This window comes from Streptomyces sp. NPDC037421, assembly GCF_055602105.1.
Genome location: NZ_JBVJWV010000009.1, coordinates 12,921 through 27,432 on the forward strand (window position 1 = coordinate 12,921; position 14,512 = coordinate 27,432).

Here is a 14,512-nt window from a genome sequence, read left to right on the forward strand (position 1 = left end):
CTTACGATCCTCTGCGTGTCCAAACTGACCGACGTGCCCAAACGGATCCTGATCGGCCGGGCGCTGCGCAGCGACCGCCTCGGGGAAACGCTCCTCCCCAAGCGGATCGCCCTTCCTGTGTTCGCATCCGACCCACTCTCCTCGGTGGCATATGCCCCCGGTGAGGTACTGCTGGTCCTGTCCATCGCGGGTGTGTCGGCGTACCACTTCAGCCCCTGGATCGCGGTCGCGGTCGTCGTGCTGATGTTCACCGTGGTCGCCTCCTACCGGCAGAACGTCCACGCCTACCCCAGCGGCGGCGGCGACTACGAGGTGGCCAACACCAACCTGGGACCCAAGGCAGGCCTCACCGTGGCGAGCGCCCTGCTCGTCGACTACGTCCTGACCGTCGCCGTCTCCATTTCCTCCGGTGTCGAGAATCTCGGCTCCGCCGTCGATTTCGTCATCGAGCACAAGGTGCTCTCGGCGATCGTCATGATTCTGCTGCTCACGCTGATGAATCTGCGCGGAGTGAAGGAATCCGGAAAGCTCTTCGCCATCCCGACGTACGTGTTCGTCGGCGCCGTGTTCGTGATGATCGCGTGGGGCGCCTGGCGCGGCCTCGTGATGGGCGACACGATGGAGGCCCCGACCGCCGACCTGGAGATCAAGGCCGAGCACCAGGGGCTGGCCGGCTTCGCGCTGGTCTTCCTGCTGCTGCGCGCCTTCTCCTCCGGCTGTGCCGCCCTGACCGGCGTCGAGGCGATCAGCAACGGCGTACCGGCCTTCCGCAAGCCCAAGAGCAAGAACGCCGCCACCACCCTCGCCCTCATGGGCGGCCTGGCCGTCACCATGTTCTGCGGGATCATCGGCCTGGCCATGGCCACGGACGTGAAGATGGCCGAGGCACCCTCCACCAACCTGCTGGAGAACGGCGTCCCCGTCGGCGACGGGTTCGTCCAGCACCCGGTGATCTCCCAGGTCGCCGAGGCCGTCTTCGGCAGCGGCAGCTTCCTGTTCATCGTGCTGGCGACCGCCACCGCGCTCGTCCTGTTCCTCGCCGCGAACACCGCCTACAACGGCTTCCCGCTGCTCGGCTCGATCCTCGCCCAGGACCGCTACCTGCCGCGCCAGCTGCACACCCGCGGCGACCGGCTCGCGTTCTCCAACGGCATCGTGCTCCTCGCGGGCGCCGCGATACTGCTGGTGTGGATCTACGACGCCGACTCCACGAAGCTGATCCAGCTCTACATCGTCGGAGTGTTCGTCTCCTTCACGCTGAGCCAGATCGGCATGGTCCGGCACTGGAACCGCCACCTGAAGACCGAGCGCGACCAGTCCGCCCGCCGCCGGATGATCCGCTCGCGGGCGATCAACACCTTCGGCGCCTTCTTCACCGGCATGGTGCTGGTCGTCGTCCTCGCCACCAAGTTCACCCACGGCGCCTGGGTCGCCCTGCTGGGCATGCTGATCTTCTACGGCACCATGACCGCGATCCGGAAGCACTACGACCGGGTCGCCCACGAGATCGCCGCCGACGAGGGCCCCAGCGACGACAGCGTGCGCCCCTCCCGGGTCCACTCGATCGTCCTGGTCTCCAAGGTCCACAAGCCGACCCTGCGCGCCCTGGCCTTCGCCAAGCTGACCCGCTCGGACACCCTGGAGGCGCTCAGCATCAGCGTCGACCAGGCCGAGACCAAGGCGCTGCGGGCCGAGTGGGAGCGGCGCGGGATCAACGTCCCGCTGAAGATCCTCGACTCGCCCTACCGCGAGATCACCCGGCCGGTGGTCGAGTACGTGAAGGGGCTGCGCAGCGAGAACCCGCGCGACGCGGTCAGCGTCTACATCCCCGAGTACGTCGTCGGACGCTGGTACGAGCACCTCCTGCACAACCAGAGCGCGCTGCGCCTCAAGGGGCGGCTGCTGTTCACGCCCGGCGTGATGGTCACCTCGGTGCCCTACCAGCTGGAGTCCTCGGAGCTCGCCAAGCGGCGGGCGAAGAAGCGCCAGGAGTGGAACGCTCCGGGCGCGGTGCGCCGCGGCCCCGTCGACACGCCGAGGCCGCGTCAGAAGGACCCGGCGGCGAAGTAGCCGCGGAGCCGATGGCGAACGGCCGGAGGAGATCCACGTAAACTGGTGGGTCGGTCCTCCGGCCATTCTTCATTTCCTTGATCCTTGGAGCCCCCTCACCATGACCGAGCAGAACGAGAAGCAGTCACTGGTCGGGGAGGAGTACGAGGTCGAGGTCGGCCCCGTCGCGCACGGCGGCCACTGCATCGCGCGCACCTCGGACGGCCGCGTCCTGTTCGTCCGCCACACGCTGCCGGGCGAGAAGATCATCGCGCGCGTGACGGAGGGCGAAGCGGACTCCCGTTTCCTGCGAGCCGACGCCATCACCGTCCTCACCCCCTCCAAGGACCGCGTCGAGGCCCCCTGCCCGTACGCCGGCCCCGGCAAGTGCGGCGGCTGCGACTGGCAGCACGCCAAGCCGGGCGCGCAGCGCCGGCTCAAGGGCGAGGTCGTCACCGAGCAGCTCAAGAGGCTCGCCGGGCTCACCCCGGAGGAGGCCGGCTGGGACGGCACCGTCATGCCGGCCGAGGGCGACAAGCTGCCGGCCGGGCAGGTCCCGCAGTGGCGCACCCGCGTCCAGTACGCGATCGACGAGACGGGCCGGGCCGGCCTGCGCAAGCACCGCTCGCACGACATCGAGCCCGTCGACCACTGCATGATCGCCGCCCCGGGCGTCTCGGAACTCGGCATCGAGAAGCAGGACTGGCCCCAGATGGAGACGGTCGAGGCGATCGCCGCCTCCGGCTCCGGCGACCGCCAGGTCGTCCTCACCCCCCGCCCCGGCGGCCGCCTCCCCCTGGTGGAGCTCGACAAGCCGGTCTCGGTGCTCCGGGTCGAGGAGAAGGACGGCTCGACGCACCGCGTCCACGGCCGCCCCTTCGTCCGCGAGCGGGCGGACGGCCGTACGTACCGCGTCGGCATGGGCGGCTTCTGGCAGGTCCACCCGCAGGCCGCCGACACCCTGATCAAGGCCGTCATGCAGGGCCTGATGCCGCGCAAGGGCGAGATGGCCCTCGACCTCTACTGCGGCGTCGGCATCTTCGCGGGCGCGCTCGCGGAGCGCCTCGGCGAGACCGGCGCGGTCCTCGGCATCGAGTCGGGCAAGCGCGCGGTGGAGGACGCCCGCCACAACCTGGCGGACTTCCCCCGGGTCCGCATCGAACAGGGCAAGGTCGACACCGCCCTCCCGCGCACCGGCATCACCGAGTGCGACCTGGTCGTCCTGGACCCGCCCCGCGCGGGCGCCGGCAAGCAGACGGTCCGCCACATCGCGAGCCTCTCGGCCCGCCGCATCGCCTACGTCGCCTGCGACCCGGCGGCCCTGGCCCGCGACCTCGGCTACTTCAAGGACGCCGGCTACAAGGTCCGCACGCTGCGCGTGTTCGACCTCTTCCCGATGACCCACCACGTGGAGTGCGTGGCGATCCTGGAGCCGGTGCGCGAGGACGCCTGACCTGCGAGTTCCCGCGAAGGGGCCAGCGCCGGACGAAAGTCGGGCCTCTGACGGGGGCGGGCCGGCCTTCAGGGCGTCAGCCCGCGCCGGCCGCGCGGTTTCACCCGCCGGACCGGGATGCCGAGCAGGCTGCGGAACCGGTCCGGCGCGACTCCACCGCCGCCCCCAACCGGGTTGGGGGTCGCCGCCGGCGAGGGGCTGTGGGGGGCGGCCGCGGTCCGTGGCGGGTTCTCCCGCCGGATCGTGGGCCGGCGCACCTTCCAGCGGGCGGACGCCCGGATCCCGAAACGTCCCGGCCCGCTCAGCCCGGACGAGGGCGAGGCGGAGTGCCACGGGTGGTCAGTCGTCCGCGGCCAGTGTCGAGGCGAGTCGTTCGAGCAGGCGGGCGAGCTCGGTTCGATCGTCCCCGCTGAGTCCGGCGAGGAGCTGACGCTGGTTGTCCAGGTGGACGGCGATGAGCTCGTCGGTCAGTGCGACGCCCTCTGCTGTGAGGGTGATGAGACGTCCGCGCGAGTCGGTCTCGGCGACGGATCTGCTGACCAGGCCACGGGCTTCGAGTCGGTCGACCCGCTTGGTGATCGCGCCGGTGGTGACGAGGACGGTGCGGCTGAGCGCGCCTGCGGACAGGGCGTAGGGCGGTCCTGAACGCCGAAGCGCCGCGAGCACGTCGAAGTCGCCGTTTCCCAGATTTGCGGCGCCGAAGGGCGGGCGCAGCCGTTGGTCGAGTACGTCGGTGAGCCGGAAGAGCCGGCCGATGACGAGCATCGGTGTCGCGTCGAGATCGGGCCTCTCGCGCTTCCACTGTTCGACGATGGCGGCGATGGAGTCGGGCTGCATGGCTTCCACTGTATCTTCCACGGATGATAATTTATCTTCCATGGAAGATATAGTTGCGCCTCAAGCCGCCCCACCTGCCCCTTCGTCCGGGTCGCCTCTCGTTGGGGCCCCGTCCTCGCCTCCGTGTCCGAAGGCGAGGAGACGGTCGCCGAGCCGAAGGGGGGACGCGGTGCGCTCGACTTCCGCTGAACCCGGCGTCCGCACCCGCCGCCGCCTCATCGCCGCGAGCCTGGTCAGCTCGATCGGCGACGGTATTTACGTGCCGCTGACGATGCTGTTCATCCACTCGCTCACCGGCCTGTCTCTGACCTCGATCGGCGCGGGACTCACGGTTGCCGGGCTCTGCGCGTTGGCGTTCATGCCGGCCGTGGGCATCCTCATCGACCGGTTCGGCGGCCGACGGGTGCTCATCGGCGTACTCGCGCTGCGCGCGATCGGGTTCGCCGCCTACCCGTTCGTCGGCTCCTTCCCCGCATTCCTGGCGATCGGCCTGGTGGTCGCGGTGGGGATGTGGGCCTCGTCGCCCAGCCAGCAGGCTCTCATCGGTGAGATCGCCGAAGGCGCCGAGCGCGACCGGCTACTGGCGTGGGACCGCAGCCTGCGCAACGCCGGGATGGGGTGCGGCAGCCTGGCGGCGGCGGGCATGCTGGTGCTGGACGGCAGCGCCGGTTTCATCGCCGCCGCCGAGGTCCTGGCCGCGGTCTTCGCCGTCGCCGCGGTACTGGTCGCCCGGCTCCCGAAGGCCCGCAGCGACGTGGAGCGGCCGGAGGGGACGCGGGACGGGTACCGGCAGGTGCTCGCCGACCGGCCCTACCTGCTCATCACCGTCGCCAATTTCCTGATCGCCTTCGGCTACACCACCCAGGCCATGGCCCTGCCGGTCTTCCTCACGCGCGATGTCGGCATGCCCGACGCCCTGGCGGGGGCCGTGTTCGCGGTCAACACCGCTCTGGTCGCCGCGCTCGGCGTCCCCGCCGCCCGCCTGACCTTGCGCGGCAGACGTCCCCGCGCGGCCGCGCTCGGCGCGGCGACCTTCGCGCTCTCCTTCGCCGCCTTCGCCGTCCTTCCCCGGTTCGTCAGCGGCCCGGACGCCATCGGCGCCGTCCTGGCGGTCGCGGTGCTCTACACCGCCGGCGAACTCGTGCACTCCGCACCCTCGCAGGGCCTGTCGGTCCAGGCGGCCCCCGATCACCTGCGGGGACGGTACCTGTCGGTCTATCAGCTGTCCTGGTCGGTCTGTCGCACCGTCGCGCCCGTGCTGCTGGGATTCCTGCTCGACGCCGGGCAGTGGCAACTGTGGACGGTTCTCGCTCTGATGGTCCTGACCGGCGCGGCGATCCTCCTGTACGCCGAGCGGTCGCTGCCGGCGCACGCGGTCAGCAGCAGCCAGGCCCCTCCGCCGCCGTCTCCCAGGAGGTCCGTATGACTACGGGTGCCCGGACCGCACGTCAGGGCGCCGTCCGCCACCGATACGCCCGGCGGCGGCCGGATCGGGTGCGCGGGGGAGGGGGTGGCGGGCTCGGGTGGCCGGTACCGGACGGCGGGGGGCGGGTGGTGCGTGTCGGCCGTGTGAAGTCCGGGGGCGCGGGGGGCGCCGGTGTGCGGTGTCGGCGGTTGGAGGGGTGCGAAGAGCGCCACTTCGAGCTTGACGGGATCGGGAGCGGTTCCGTCGTGGCGGTGCGGGGGTCCGGCCAGCTCGGAAGCGGCCGGTGGGTGGCGTCGGGGTGGCCGTGCGGAGGCGTGAACGGGACCCTCCCGTTCCCTGGGTTTGGCTGGATGTAGACCTCGTGGCATCCGCTCGCCCGCCGGTAGTGTTCCGATCGATTCCAGCCATTCACGAGATGATCGATCAGCTTTCGGTCATGGTGCCTCACCAGCCGCAAAGCTTGGGTCTCGACTCTTTTCTGTCAGCGGCAGACAGGTAGGGTGATCGCGCTGCCGGGCCCGGTGGCGACGGGGGGAGACACAGTTGGGCGAGCCACTCAGATTCGGAATTCTCGGACCACTCATGGTGACCGTAGGGGAACGGGCCGTTCAGGTCGGGGGTGCCCGGCAACGCACGATTCTGGCCCTTCTGCTCCTGAGTCCGGGGCGAATCGTTCCGGTTGACACCCTCGTGGACGTGGTCTGGAACGGTCGCCCGCCAGCCACCGCGCGCACCCAGGTCGCCATCGTCATCGCGGCCCTGCGCAAGGCCATCAAGAGCGAGGGAGTGGCCGAGGAGGTCATCGCCACCGCGCACCCCGGCTACCTGCTGCGCCCCGACGGGCACGTGCTCGACACCGTCGCGTTCAGCGGGCTCGTCACCGAGGCCGAGGAGGCCGTTCGTACGCACCGCCCCGCGGACGCGGCGCGCTGTTACGCCGAGGCGCTCGCGCTCTGGCGCGGGCCCGCGCTCGCCGGGGTCGGCGGGCAGCTCGTCGAGGACGAGGCGGCCCGTTGGGAAGAGGTCCGCATCAACGCCTACGAGGCGCTGACGAGCGTGCAGCTGGAGCTGGGCCGGCACCAGCTGCTGCTGCCCGAACTGGCCGCCGCCGTACGGGAACACCCGCTCCGCGAGCGCACCCGGTACCACCTGATCCTCGCCCAGTACCGCTCCGGGCGGCGGGCCGAGGCGATGGAGAGCTTCCGGGAGGCGCGGCGGCAGTTCATCGACGAACTCGGCATGGACCCCGGCCCCGAACTCCAGGAGCTGCACGACGCGATCCTGCGGGACGACCCGTCCCTGGCCTACGAGCCGCCGGCCGGCCCGGTGGACGGTGCGGACGGCGCCGCGGACGCCTTAGCGGCGCGCGGGCGCGTCGTGCCCTCGGAACTGCCGCCCGACGTACCCGGGTTCGCTGGACGCGGTGCGGAACTCGCTGCCCTCGACACCCTGGTGGACGGCCAGGGAGAGGGCGGCCGGGCATCCACCGTCGGGCTGATCACCGGCGTCGCGGGGGTGGGCAAGACCGGCCTCGCGGTGCGCTGGGCGCACCGTGTTACCGAACAGTACCCCGACGGGCGGCTCTTCGCGGACCTGCGCGGCTATGACGAGCACCACGCCCCGACCACCGCCGGGGACATACTCAGCCGCTTCCTGCGCTCGCTCGGCGTGGACAGCGACGACGTGCCCAACGGCCTGGAGGACCGCATCGCGCTGTACCGCAGCGTGCTCGCGGAGCGCCGGGTGCTGATCGTGCTGGACAACGTACGCACCTTCGCGCAGATCCGGCCCCTGCTGCCGGGCAGCGGCGGCTGCACCGTGCTCGTCACCAGCCGGGAGCAGCTGGAGCAGCTGGTGACCTGGCCGCAGCGGGCCCGGGTGCACCTGGGCGTGCTCCCCGAGGCCGACTCGGTCGAGCTGCTCGGCCGGATCGTCGGCGAGGCCCGGATCCAGGCCGCCCCCGAGGACTCGGCCCGCTTGGCCGAGCTGTGCGACCGGCTGCCCCTGGCGCTGCGCATCGCGGCGGCCCGGCTGGCGTCGAAGCCGCACTGGACGGTGCGCCACCTGGTGACCCGGCTCAACGACGGGCGGCGCCGGCTGGACGAGCTCAGCCAGGGCGAGTCCCAGGTCCGGGCCAGCTTCGAGCTGAGCTACCGCTACCTGCACAAGGACGCGGCCCGGCTCTACCGGCTCCTCGGGCTGCTCGGCGTACCCGACTTCACCACGTGGGTGGGTGCCGCGCTGCTGGACGGGGACGTCATGGACGCGGAGCGGCTGATAGAGCACCTGGTGGACGCGCAGTTCCTGGAGGTCGTCGGCGTGGACGCGACCGGACAGCTGCGCTACCGCTTCCAGAACCTGATGCGGCTGTACGCGGAGGAGCTGGCCCGGGAGGAGGAGAGCGAGGAGGAGCGGCTGGCGGCCTGCGACCGTGTGTTCCGGACCTGCCTGACCATCGCCGAGCAGGCGCACCGGCGCGAGAACGGCGGTGACCACGACACCGTCCACGGTGACGTGCCGCGCAGGGAGATCGACCCCTTCCTGCTGGACGAGCTCCTGGCCACCCCGTTGGAGTGGTTCGAGGCCGAACGGCTCTCGCTGGTCGCCGTCGTGGAGCAGTCGGCCCGGATGGGCATGGACGAGCTGACCTGGGGTCTGGTCATGTCCATGGAGGTGCTCTTCGAGACGCGCAACTACGTGGAGGACTGGCGCCGGTGCAGCGAGTACGCCCTTGACGCGGCGCGCGGAGCGGGCAACCTGCGGGGCCAGGCGGCGATGGAACAGCAGCTGGGCGTGATCGACGTACGGCTGCGCAGGCTCACCGAGTCGACCGCCCGGGGGGAGGCCGCCCTTGCGCTCTACACGGAAGCGGAGGACTCCCTCGGACGGGCACTGGTCCTGAGCGACCTCGCGTTCATCGACCGGATCCGGGGAGAGTACGACCGGGGAATGGCACGGCTGCGGGAAGCCCTTCCGGTGTTCCGGGCCGCGGGCAAGCGTTCCTCCGAAGCGTACGCACTCCAGAACATGGCCCAGTTCGCCCTTGACCAGGGGCAGCCGGAGGCCGCGGTGGAGCTCGGCCGGGAGGCCGTGCGCGTGAGCGAGAGCATCGGGGGCAAACGGCGCAGCATGGCGCTGGCCGTGCACCGGCTGGCCGGCGCCCATCTGGCGCTGGGGCAGCTGGACGAGGCCGAGCGCGGGTTCAGCAGGGTCGTGGAGATCGTCAAGGAGATATCCGACCTCCTCGGCCTCGCCCACGCGTTGCTGGGCCTCGCGGAGACCCGGCTGCAGGCCGGTGCCGCGACGGCGGCCGAGCGGACCTTCCTGGAAGCCCTGGAGGTGGCCCGGCGCACCCGGAGCCCGATGATCGAAGGCCAGATCAGGCTCGCGCTGGGGCAGGCGTGCGGTGCCCGCGGCGACGGCGAGGCGGGCAGGGCGCACATCGTCGAGTCGCTCGCCGTCTTCCGGCGCATCGGTTCCCCGCCCTGGGAGGAGAAGGCCGCGGCCGCGTTGCGACGACTGGGGGAGGCATCCGGACAGCGCACGTAACCGGTCAATAACCCGGCGATAAAGCGGCTCCCTAGCGTCATCGCAGACGAGAAAACTGCCAAGCTGTGGAGTCTGCGATGTCACGTACGACCGGCGCGCCCTCTTTCGCCGTGATCCCCGGCGCCCAGGTGAACGAAGTCCTGGACGGCCGTGCGCCCGATGTGGTCGGATTGATCGAATCCGCCTATCGGGTGCACGGCGAGGGCGGGACGGTGAATCCGCCGTCCTATTTCCTGCGTTTTCCCGACCGTCCGACGTCGCGGATCATCGCGCTGCCGGCCTCGATCGGGGGAGCGGCCCCGGTCGACGGAGTGAAGTGGATTTCCAGCTTCCCCGAAAACGTGGCGGCCGGGATTCCGCGTGCCTCCGCCGTCCTGATCCTCAACGACCCCGAGACCGGATATCCGCTCGCCTGCCTGGAATCCTCGATCATCAGCGCGGCCCGCACCGCCGCCTCCGCCGCGCTGGCGGCCGACCGGCTCAGCCCGGCGGGCCGCCGGCCGCGCCGGATCGGCTTCTTCGGCGTCGGCCTGATCGCCCGCTTCATCCACCAGTACCTGGCGGGCACGGGCTGGGAGTTCGACGAGATCGGCGTGCACGACCTGTCCGCCGAGCACGCGGGCGGCTTCGCCGACTACCTCACCCGCTCCGGGGAGCAGGGCCCGGTCACCGTCCACGGCAGCGCCGAGAAGCTGATCCGCAGCAGTGACCTGGTCGTCTTCGCGACCGTCGCCGGCACCCCGCACGTCACCGAGCCCGACTGGTTCGGCCACAACCCGCTGGTGCTGCACGTCTCGCTGCGCGACCTGTCGCCCGAGGTGATCCTCTCCGGCTTCAACGTCGTCGACGACGTCGAGCACTGCCTGAAGGCCGACACCTCCCCCCACCTGGCCGAACAGCTCACCGGCAGCCGCGACTTCGTCGACGGGACCCTGTACGACGTGCTCTCCGGCCGGCTGCCCGTGCCCGAGGACAAGCCCGTCTTCTTCTCGCCCTTCGGCCTGGGCGTCCTCGACCTCGCGGTCGGCCGGCACGTCTACGACACCCTGCGCGAGCGCGGCGACCTCGCGGTCGTCGAGGGCTTCTTCCACGAGATGCGCCGCTACGGCTGAGACCCGCCCCCGCGCACACCCCCCCTCACGCGCCGTCCGCCCGGCGCGGACCGGCCGCTTCGAACGGCCCCGAGCCATCCGAGGAAAGTGATTCAGTGACCACACTGCTCGACACCGCCACTCGGGCGCCGGCCGCACACGGCCGGCGCCCCCTCCCCGTCAGGATCGAGGAGACCGTCCTCGACCCGCACCCCCCGATCGAGCTGTACGAGGCCCTGCGGGCGCGGTTCGGCGAGGACGTGTTCCTCCTGGAGTCCCTGGAGAGCCCCGAGTTCGACGGGAACTCCGCCGTCGTCGGCTTCGGCCGCCTCGCCGAGCTGCGCATCCGCGCCGGGCGGATCTCCGCCGCCGGCGTGGCGCCCGTGCTGGCCGAGCTGTCCCGGGTGGCCGACGGGCTGGGGCTGGCCGCCGGCCCCGAGGGCGACCGGATCTTCGAACGCCCCGGGCAGGTCTGGGACGTGCTGCGGGCCGTCCAGGCCCGCTTCGACGTGGACAGCGCCCGCCCCGACTACGCCTTCGGCTTCCTGGCCACCATCGGCTACGGCGCCGCCTGGTACATGGAGGAGCTGCCCGTCCGGGAGCACACCGACGAAGGTGCTCCCGACCTGGTCCTGACCCTGTTCCAGGACACCGTCTGGTACGACCTGGACGCCGGCACGGCCGTCCGGCTGGCGGCCCGCAGCGAGGCCTTCGGCGCCGACGGCGGCCCGGCCGCCCGTACCGACCTGGCCGGCATCGTGGAGCGGCTGACCGCCGGGATGACCGAGCCCGCCGGCCGCGTCCCGGCCGCCCCCGCCCCCCGCGCCGTCCGCGACAGCACCGACGAGGAGGCCTTCCGCGCGAACGTGGAGCGCTGCCTGCGGCACATCGGCGTCGGCGACATCTACCAGATCCAGATCGGCCACCGCATCGAGGTCGACACCGACCTCACCCCGCTCGACGTCTACCGGCGGCTGCGCCGCCGCAACCCGTCCCCGTACATGTACCTCGTCCCGCGCGACGGCTCCACGCTGATCGGCGCCAGCCCCGAGGTGCTCTTCCGCACCGAGGGCGACCGCATCGTGATGCGCCCCATCGCCGGCACCGCCCCCCGCAGCGGCGACCCCGCCGTGGACGGCCCGCGCGTCGAGGCCCTGCTCGCCAGCGAGAAGGAGCAGGCCGAGCACGTGATGCTGGTCGACCTGTGCCGCAACGACATCGGCCGGGTCTGCCTGCCCACCACCCTCGACGCCCCCCAGCTGATGACGGTCGAGACCTTCAGCCACGTCTTCCACCTGGTCTCCACCGTCGAGGGCAGCCTCGCCCCCGGAGAGGACACCTGGTCCTCGCTGGCCGCGACCTTCCCCGCCGGGACGGTCACCGGCGCCCCCAAGATCCGCGCCATGGAGATCATCTCCGAACTGGAGTGCGAACCCCGCGACATGTACGCCGGCGCCGTGGGCCTGGTCGACGTGCGCGGCTGGTCCCGCCTCGCCCTGTGCATCCGCACGGTCACCCACGACGGAACGGCCTACTCCACCCAGAGCTGCGCCGGCATCGTCGCCGATTCCTCGCCCGCCGCCGAGTGGCGCGAGACCCTGCACAAGATGGGGGCGGCCTACTGGGCGCTCACCGGTGAGGAGCTGCTCCCGTGAAGGTCCTGCTCGTCGACGCCTACGACAGCTTCACCCACATCATCGACCAGTACCTGCGCACCCTCGGCGCCGACACCGAGGTCGTCCGCTCCCGCACCGAGAGCCCCGACGAGCTCGCTGCGCGACTGCCGGACGCCGTGGTCCTGGGCCCCGGACCGGGCCACCCCGCGGAGTCGGGCCACGTCGAGCTGGTGCACCGGTTCGCAGGACGGGTCCCCCTGCTGGGCATCTGCCTGGGCCACCAGGCCATCGGCCTGGCCTACGGGGGCCGCGTACAGGTCGCCGACCGGCTCAAGCACGGCAAGACCAGCGAGGTCTCCCACGACGGAGCCGGGGTCTTCGCCGGGCTCGGCGAGACCATGACCGCGACCCGCTACCACTCCCTCATCGTCGCCGAACCCCTGCCGCAGGAGCTGCTCGCCACCGCGCACGCCGTCGACGACGGCTACGTGATGGGCCTGCGCCACCGCACCCTCGCGGTCGAAGGGGTGCAGTTCCACCCCGAGTCCATCACCACCGTCGGCGGCATGCCGCTGCTGCGGAACTTCCTCACCACCGCACGGACCCGGCCGGCCGGCACCCTCGCCGGGTGACGGAGGAGCATCGAAGGAGCGATTTCGTGGAGCACGTGGATTCCTGGCGGGCCCGGCCCGCAGCACAACAGCCCGAATGGTCCGACCCCGCCGCCCTGGAGGAGGTGCGGGCACGACTGCGCGACACCGTCCCGCTCGTGGTCGCCGCCGAGTGCGAGCAGCTCAAGTACCGGCTCGGCGCCGTCGCCCGCGGCGATGCCTTCCTGCTCCAGGGCGGGGACTGCGCCGAGACCTTCGCGGACGTCCGCGAGGACTCGGTACGCCGCAAGGTGCAGACCCTGCTGCAGATGGCGCTCGTCCTCCAGTACGCCGCCTCCGTGCCGGTCGTCAAGATCGGCCGGATGGCGGGCCAGTACGCCAAACCCCGCTCCAAGCCCACCGAGACCCGCGGCGGGCTGACCCTGCCGGCCTACCGGGGCGACGCCGTCAACGGCTTCCCCTTCGAGGCGGCCGAGCGCACCCCCGATCCGGACCGGCTGCTGCGGATGCACCAGGCGGCCTCCGGCACGCTGAACCTCGTACGGGCCTTCACCACCGGCGGCTACGCCGACCTGCGCCAGGCGCACGCCTGGAACCAGGACTTCGTGGCCCGCTCGCCCGTCGGGGAGCGCTACGCGGCGCTCGCCACCCAGATCGACCAGGCCCTCAACTTCATGCGGGCCTGCGGGGCCGACGAACGCATCCAGCACGCCGTGGAGTTCTACGTCAGCCACGAGGGCCTGCTCCTGGAGTACGAGGAACCGCTGGTCCGCGAGGACCCGGCGACCGGCCGGCGCTACGCGACCAGCGGGCACATGCTCTGGATCGGGGAGCGCACCCGCGACCTGGACGGCGCGCACGTGGAGTTCTTCTCGCGGATCGCCAACCCGGTCGCGGTCAAACTCGGGCCCACCACCGACTCGGACACCGTGCTGCGGCTGATCGACCGGCTCGACCCCGAACGCGAGCCGGGCCGGCTGACCTTCGTCGTCCGGATGGGCGCGGGGCAGGTGCGCGACCGGCTGCCCGAGCTGGTGGAGAAGACGGCCGCGGAGGGCGCGCCGGTGGCCTGGGTGAGCGATCCCATGCACGGCAACACCTTCGAGGCGCCCTCGGGCCTCAAGACCCGGCGCTTCGACGACATCGTCGACGAGGTGAAGGGCTTCTTCGAGGTCCACCGCGAGCTCGGGACGCATCCCGGGGGCGTGCACCTGGAATTCACCGGGGGCGACGTCACGGAATGCGTGGGCGGCGGTGAGGAAGTGAGCCTGGACGGGCTGAGCGAACGCTACGAGTCCACGTGCGACCCGCGCCTCAACCGCACCCAGTCCCTGGATCTCGCATTCCTGGTCGCGGAGATGTACCGGGAACGCTGAAATCCGCTTATCGCCGTTATCGCCGGGCGCCCCCCGAGGACGTCCCGATGATCTCTCAAGCGGTCCGCGAGCGGCGGTCAAGAGGGGTTCCGTTGGCTTCTTATCACCCTGTGGACCCCTCCTGACCTGCAAATATATCGTCCTTATCGAAATTGTGCGCCCCCGGAAGGCGGAGCGATATCAGCTCGAAGCCGCTCCTTCCTAGTGTTCTTCTCACCGGAACAAAGCAAAGCTCAAGCGGCACTCAACGGGGAGAAGAACAGAGATGCAGAGCACGTGGCGCACCCAGGTCAAGCGCACCACCATCGCGGTCATCGCGGCGATGGCCATCGCCGGCGGGGTGCAGATCGCGGAAGAGGGAGCGGCGGCGGGCACGAACCGTGTCTCCGCGGACGACACCACCCAGCACGCTCCGGCGACCGCCACCCCGACCCCGTCGCCCACCAAGGACGGCGAAGAGTGGGGCTGAGCGGCGGGGCTTGAACCCACACCTCACCGAGGGAG

General features: G+C 71.3%; 10 protein-coding genes. 9 read left to right on the forward strand and 1 reads right to left on the reverse strand.

The features are described 5' to 3' along the window. Positions 1-15: 15 nt before the first annotated feature. Positions 16-2,070 (forward strand): APC family permease, encoded by a 2,055-nt coding sequence (locus tag ACZ7IF_RS15650; RefSeq protein WP_470970510.1) that lies wholly within the window; start codon positions 16-18, stop codon positions 2,068-2,070. 100 nt (positions 2,071-2,170) lie between these two features. Then, a complete protein-coding gene (locus ACZ7IF_RS15655) occupies positions 2,171-3,502 on the forward strand; it encodes a class I SAM-dependent RNA methyltransferase (protein WP_470970517.1) in 1,332 nt (443 codons plus the stop codon). A gap of 339 nt (positions 3,503-3,841) precedes the next feature. Here ACZ7IF_RS15655 and ACZ7IF_RS15660 read toward each other — a convergent pair whose 3' ends face one another. Continuing rightward, on the reverse strand, positions 3,842-4,360 hold the full coding sequence (locus ACZ7IF_RS15660) for a MarR family winged helix-turn-helix transcriptional regulator (RefSeq protein ID WP_470970524.1): 519 nt from the start codon (positions 4,358-4,360) through the stop codon (positions 3,842-3,844). 148 nt (positions 4,361-4,508) lie between these two features. Here ACZ7IF_RS15660 and ACZ7IF_RS15665 point away from each other — a divergent pair, with 148 nt between their 5' ends. The 7 genes from ACZ7IF_RS15665 to ACZ7IF_RS15695 all read left to right on the forward strand — a co-directional run bounded on the left by ACZ7IF_RS15665 (position 4,509) and on the right by ACZ7IF_RS15695 (position 14,477). Then, positions 4,509-5,765, forward strand: coding sequence for an MFS transporter (locus ACZ7IF_RS15665; RefSeq protein WP_470970529.1), 1,257 nt, complete (start codon positions 4,509-4,511; stop codon positions 5,763-5,765). 582 nt (positions 5,766-6,347) lie between these two features. Then, complete coding sequence (locus ACZ7IF_RS15670) at positions 6,348-9,314, forward strand: AfsR/SARP family transcriptional regulator (protein WP_470970536.1); 2,967 nt, start codon at positions 6,348-6,350, stop codon at positions 9,312-9,314. A gap of 77 nt (positions 9,315-9,391) precedes the next feature. Next, positions 9,392-10,426, forward strand: a complete 1,035-nt coding sequence (sbnB, locus tag ACZ7IF_RS15675) for a 2,3-diaminopropionate biosynthesis protein SbnB (protein WP_470970543.1) — start codon at positions 9,392-9,394, stop codon at positions 10,424-10,426. 95 nt (positions 10,427-10,521) lie between these two features. Next, positions 10,522-12,060 (forward strand): anthranilate synthase component I family protein, encoded by a 1,539-nt coding sequence (locus ACZ7IF_RS15680; protein WP_470970551.1) that lies wholly within the window; start codon positions 10,522-10,524, stop codon positions 12,058-12,060. Next, positions 12,057-12,653, forward strand: coding sequence for an anthranilate synthase component II (locus ACZ7IF_RS15685; protein WP_470970558.1), 597 nt, complete (start codon positions 12,057-12,059; stop codon positions 12,651-12,653). Before ACZ7IF_RS15680 ends, ACZ7IF_RS15685 begins: the two co-directional genes overlap by 4 nt. A 26-nt stretch (positions 12,654-12,679) precedes the next feature. Further along, positions 12,680-14,008, forward strand: coding sequence for a class II 3-deoxy-7-phosphoheptulonate synthase (locus ACZ7IF_RS15690; protein ID WP_470970562.1), 1,329 nt, complete (start codon positions 12,680-12,682; stop codon positions 14,006-14,008). A 265-nt stretch (positions 14,009-14,273) separates the two neighbouring features. Beyond that, positions 14,274-14,477 carry a hypothetical protein gene (locus ACZ7IF_RS15695; RefSeq protein ID WP_470970568.1) on the forward strand — a complete coding sequence of 68 codons (204 nt, stop codon included), beginning with the start codon at positions 14,274-14,276 and terminating at the stop codon, positions 14,475-14,477. Positions 14,478-14,512 lie beyond the last annotated feature (35 nt).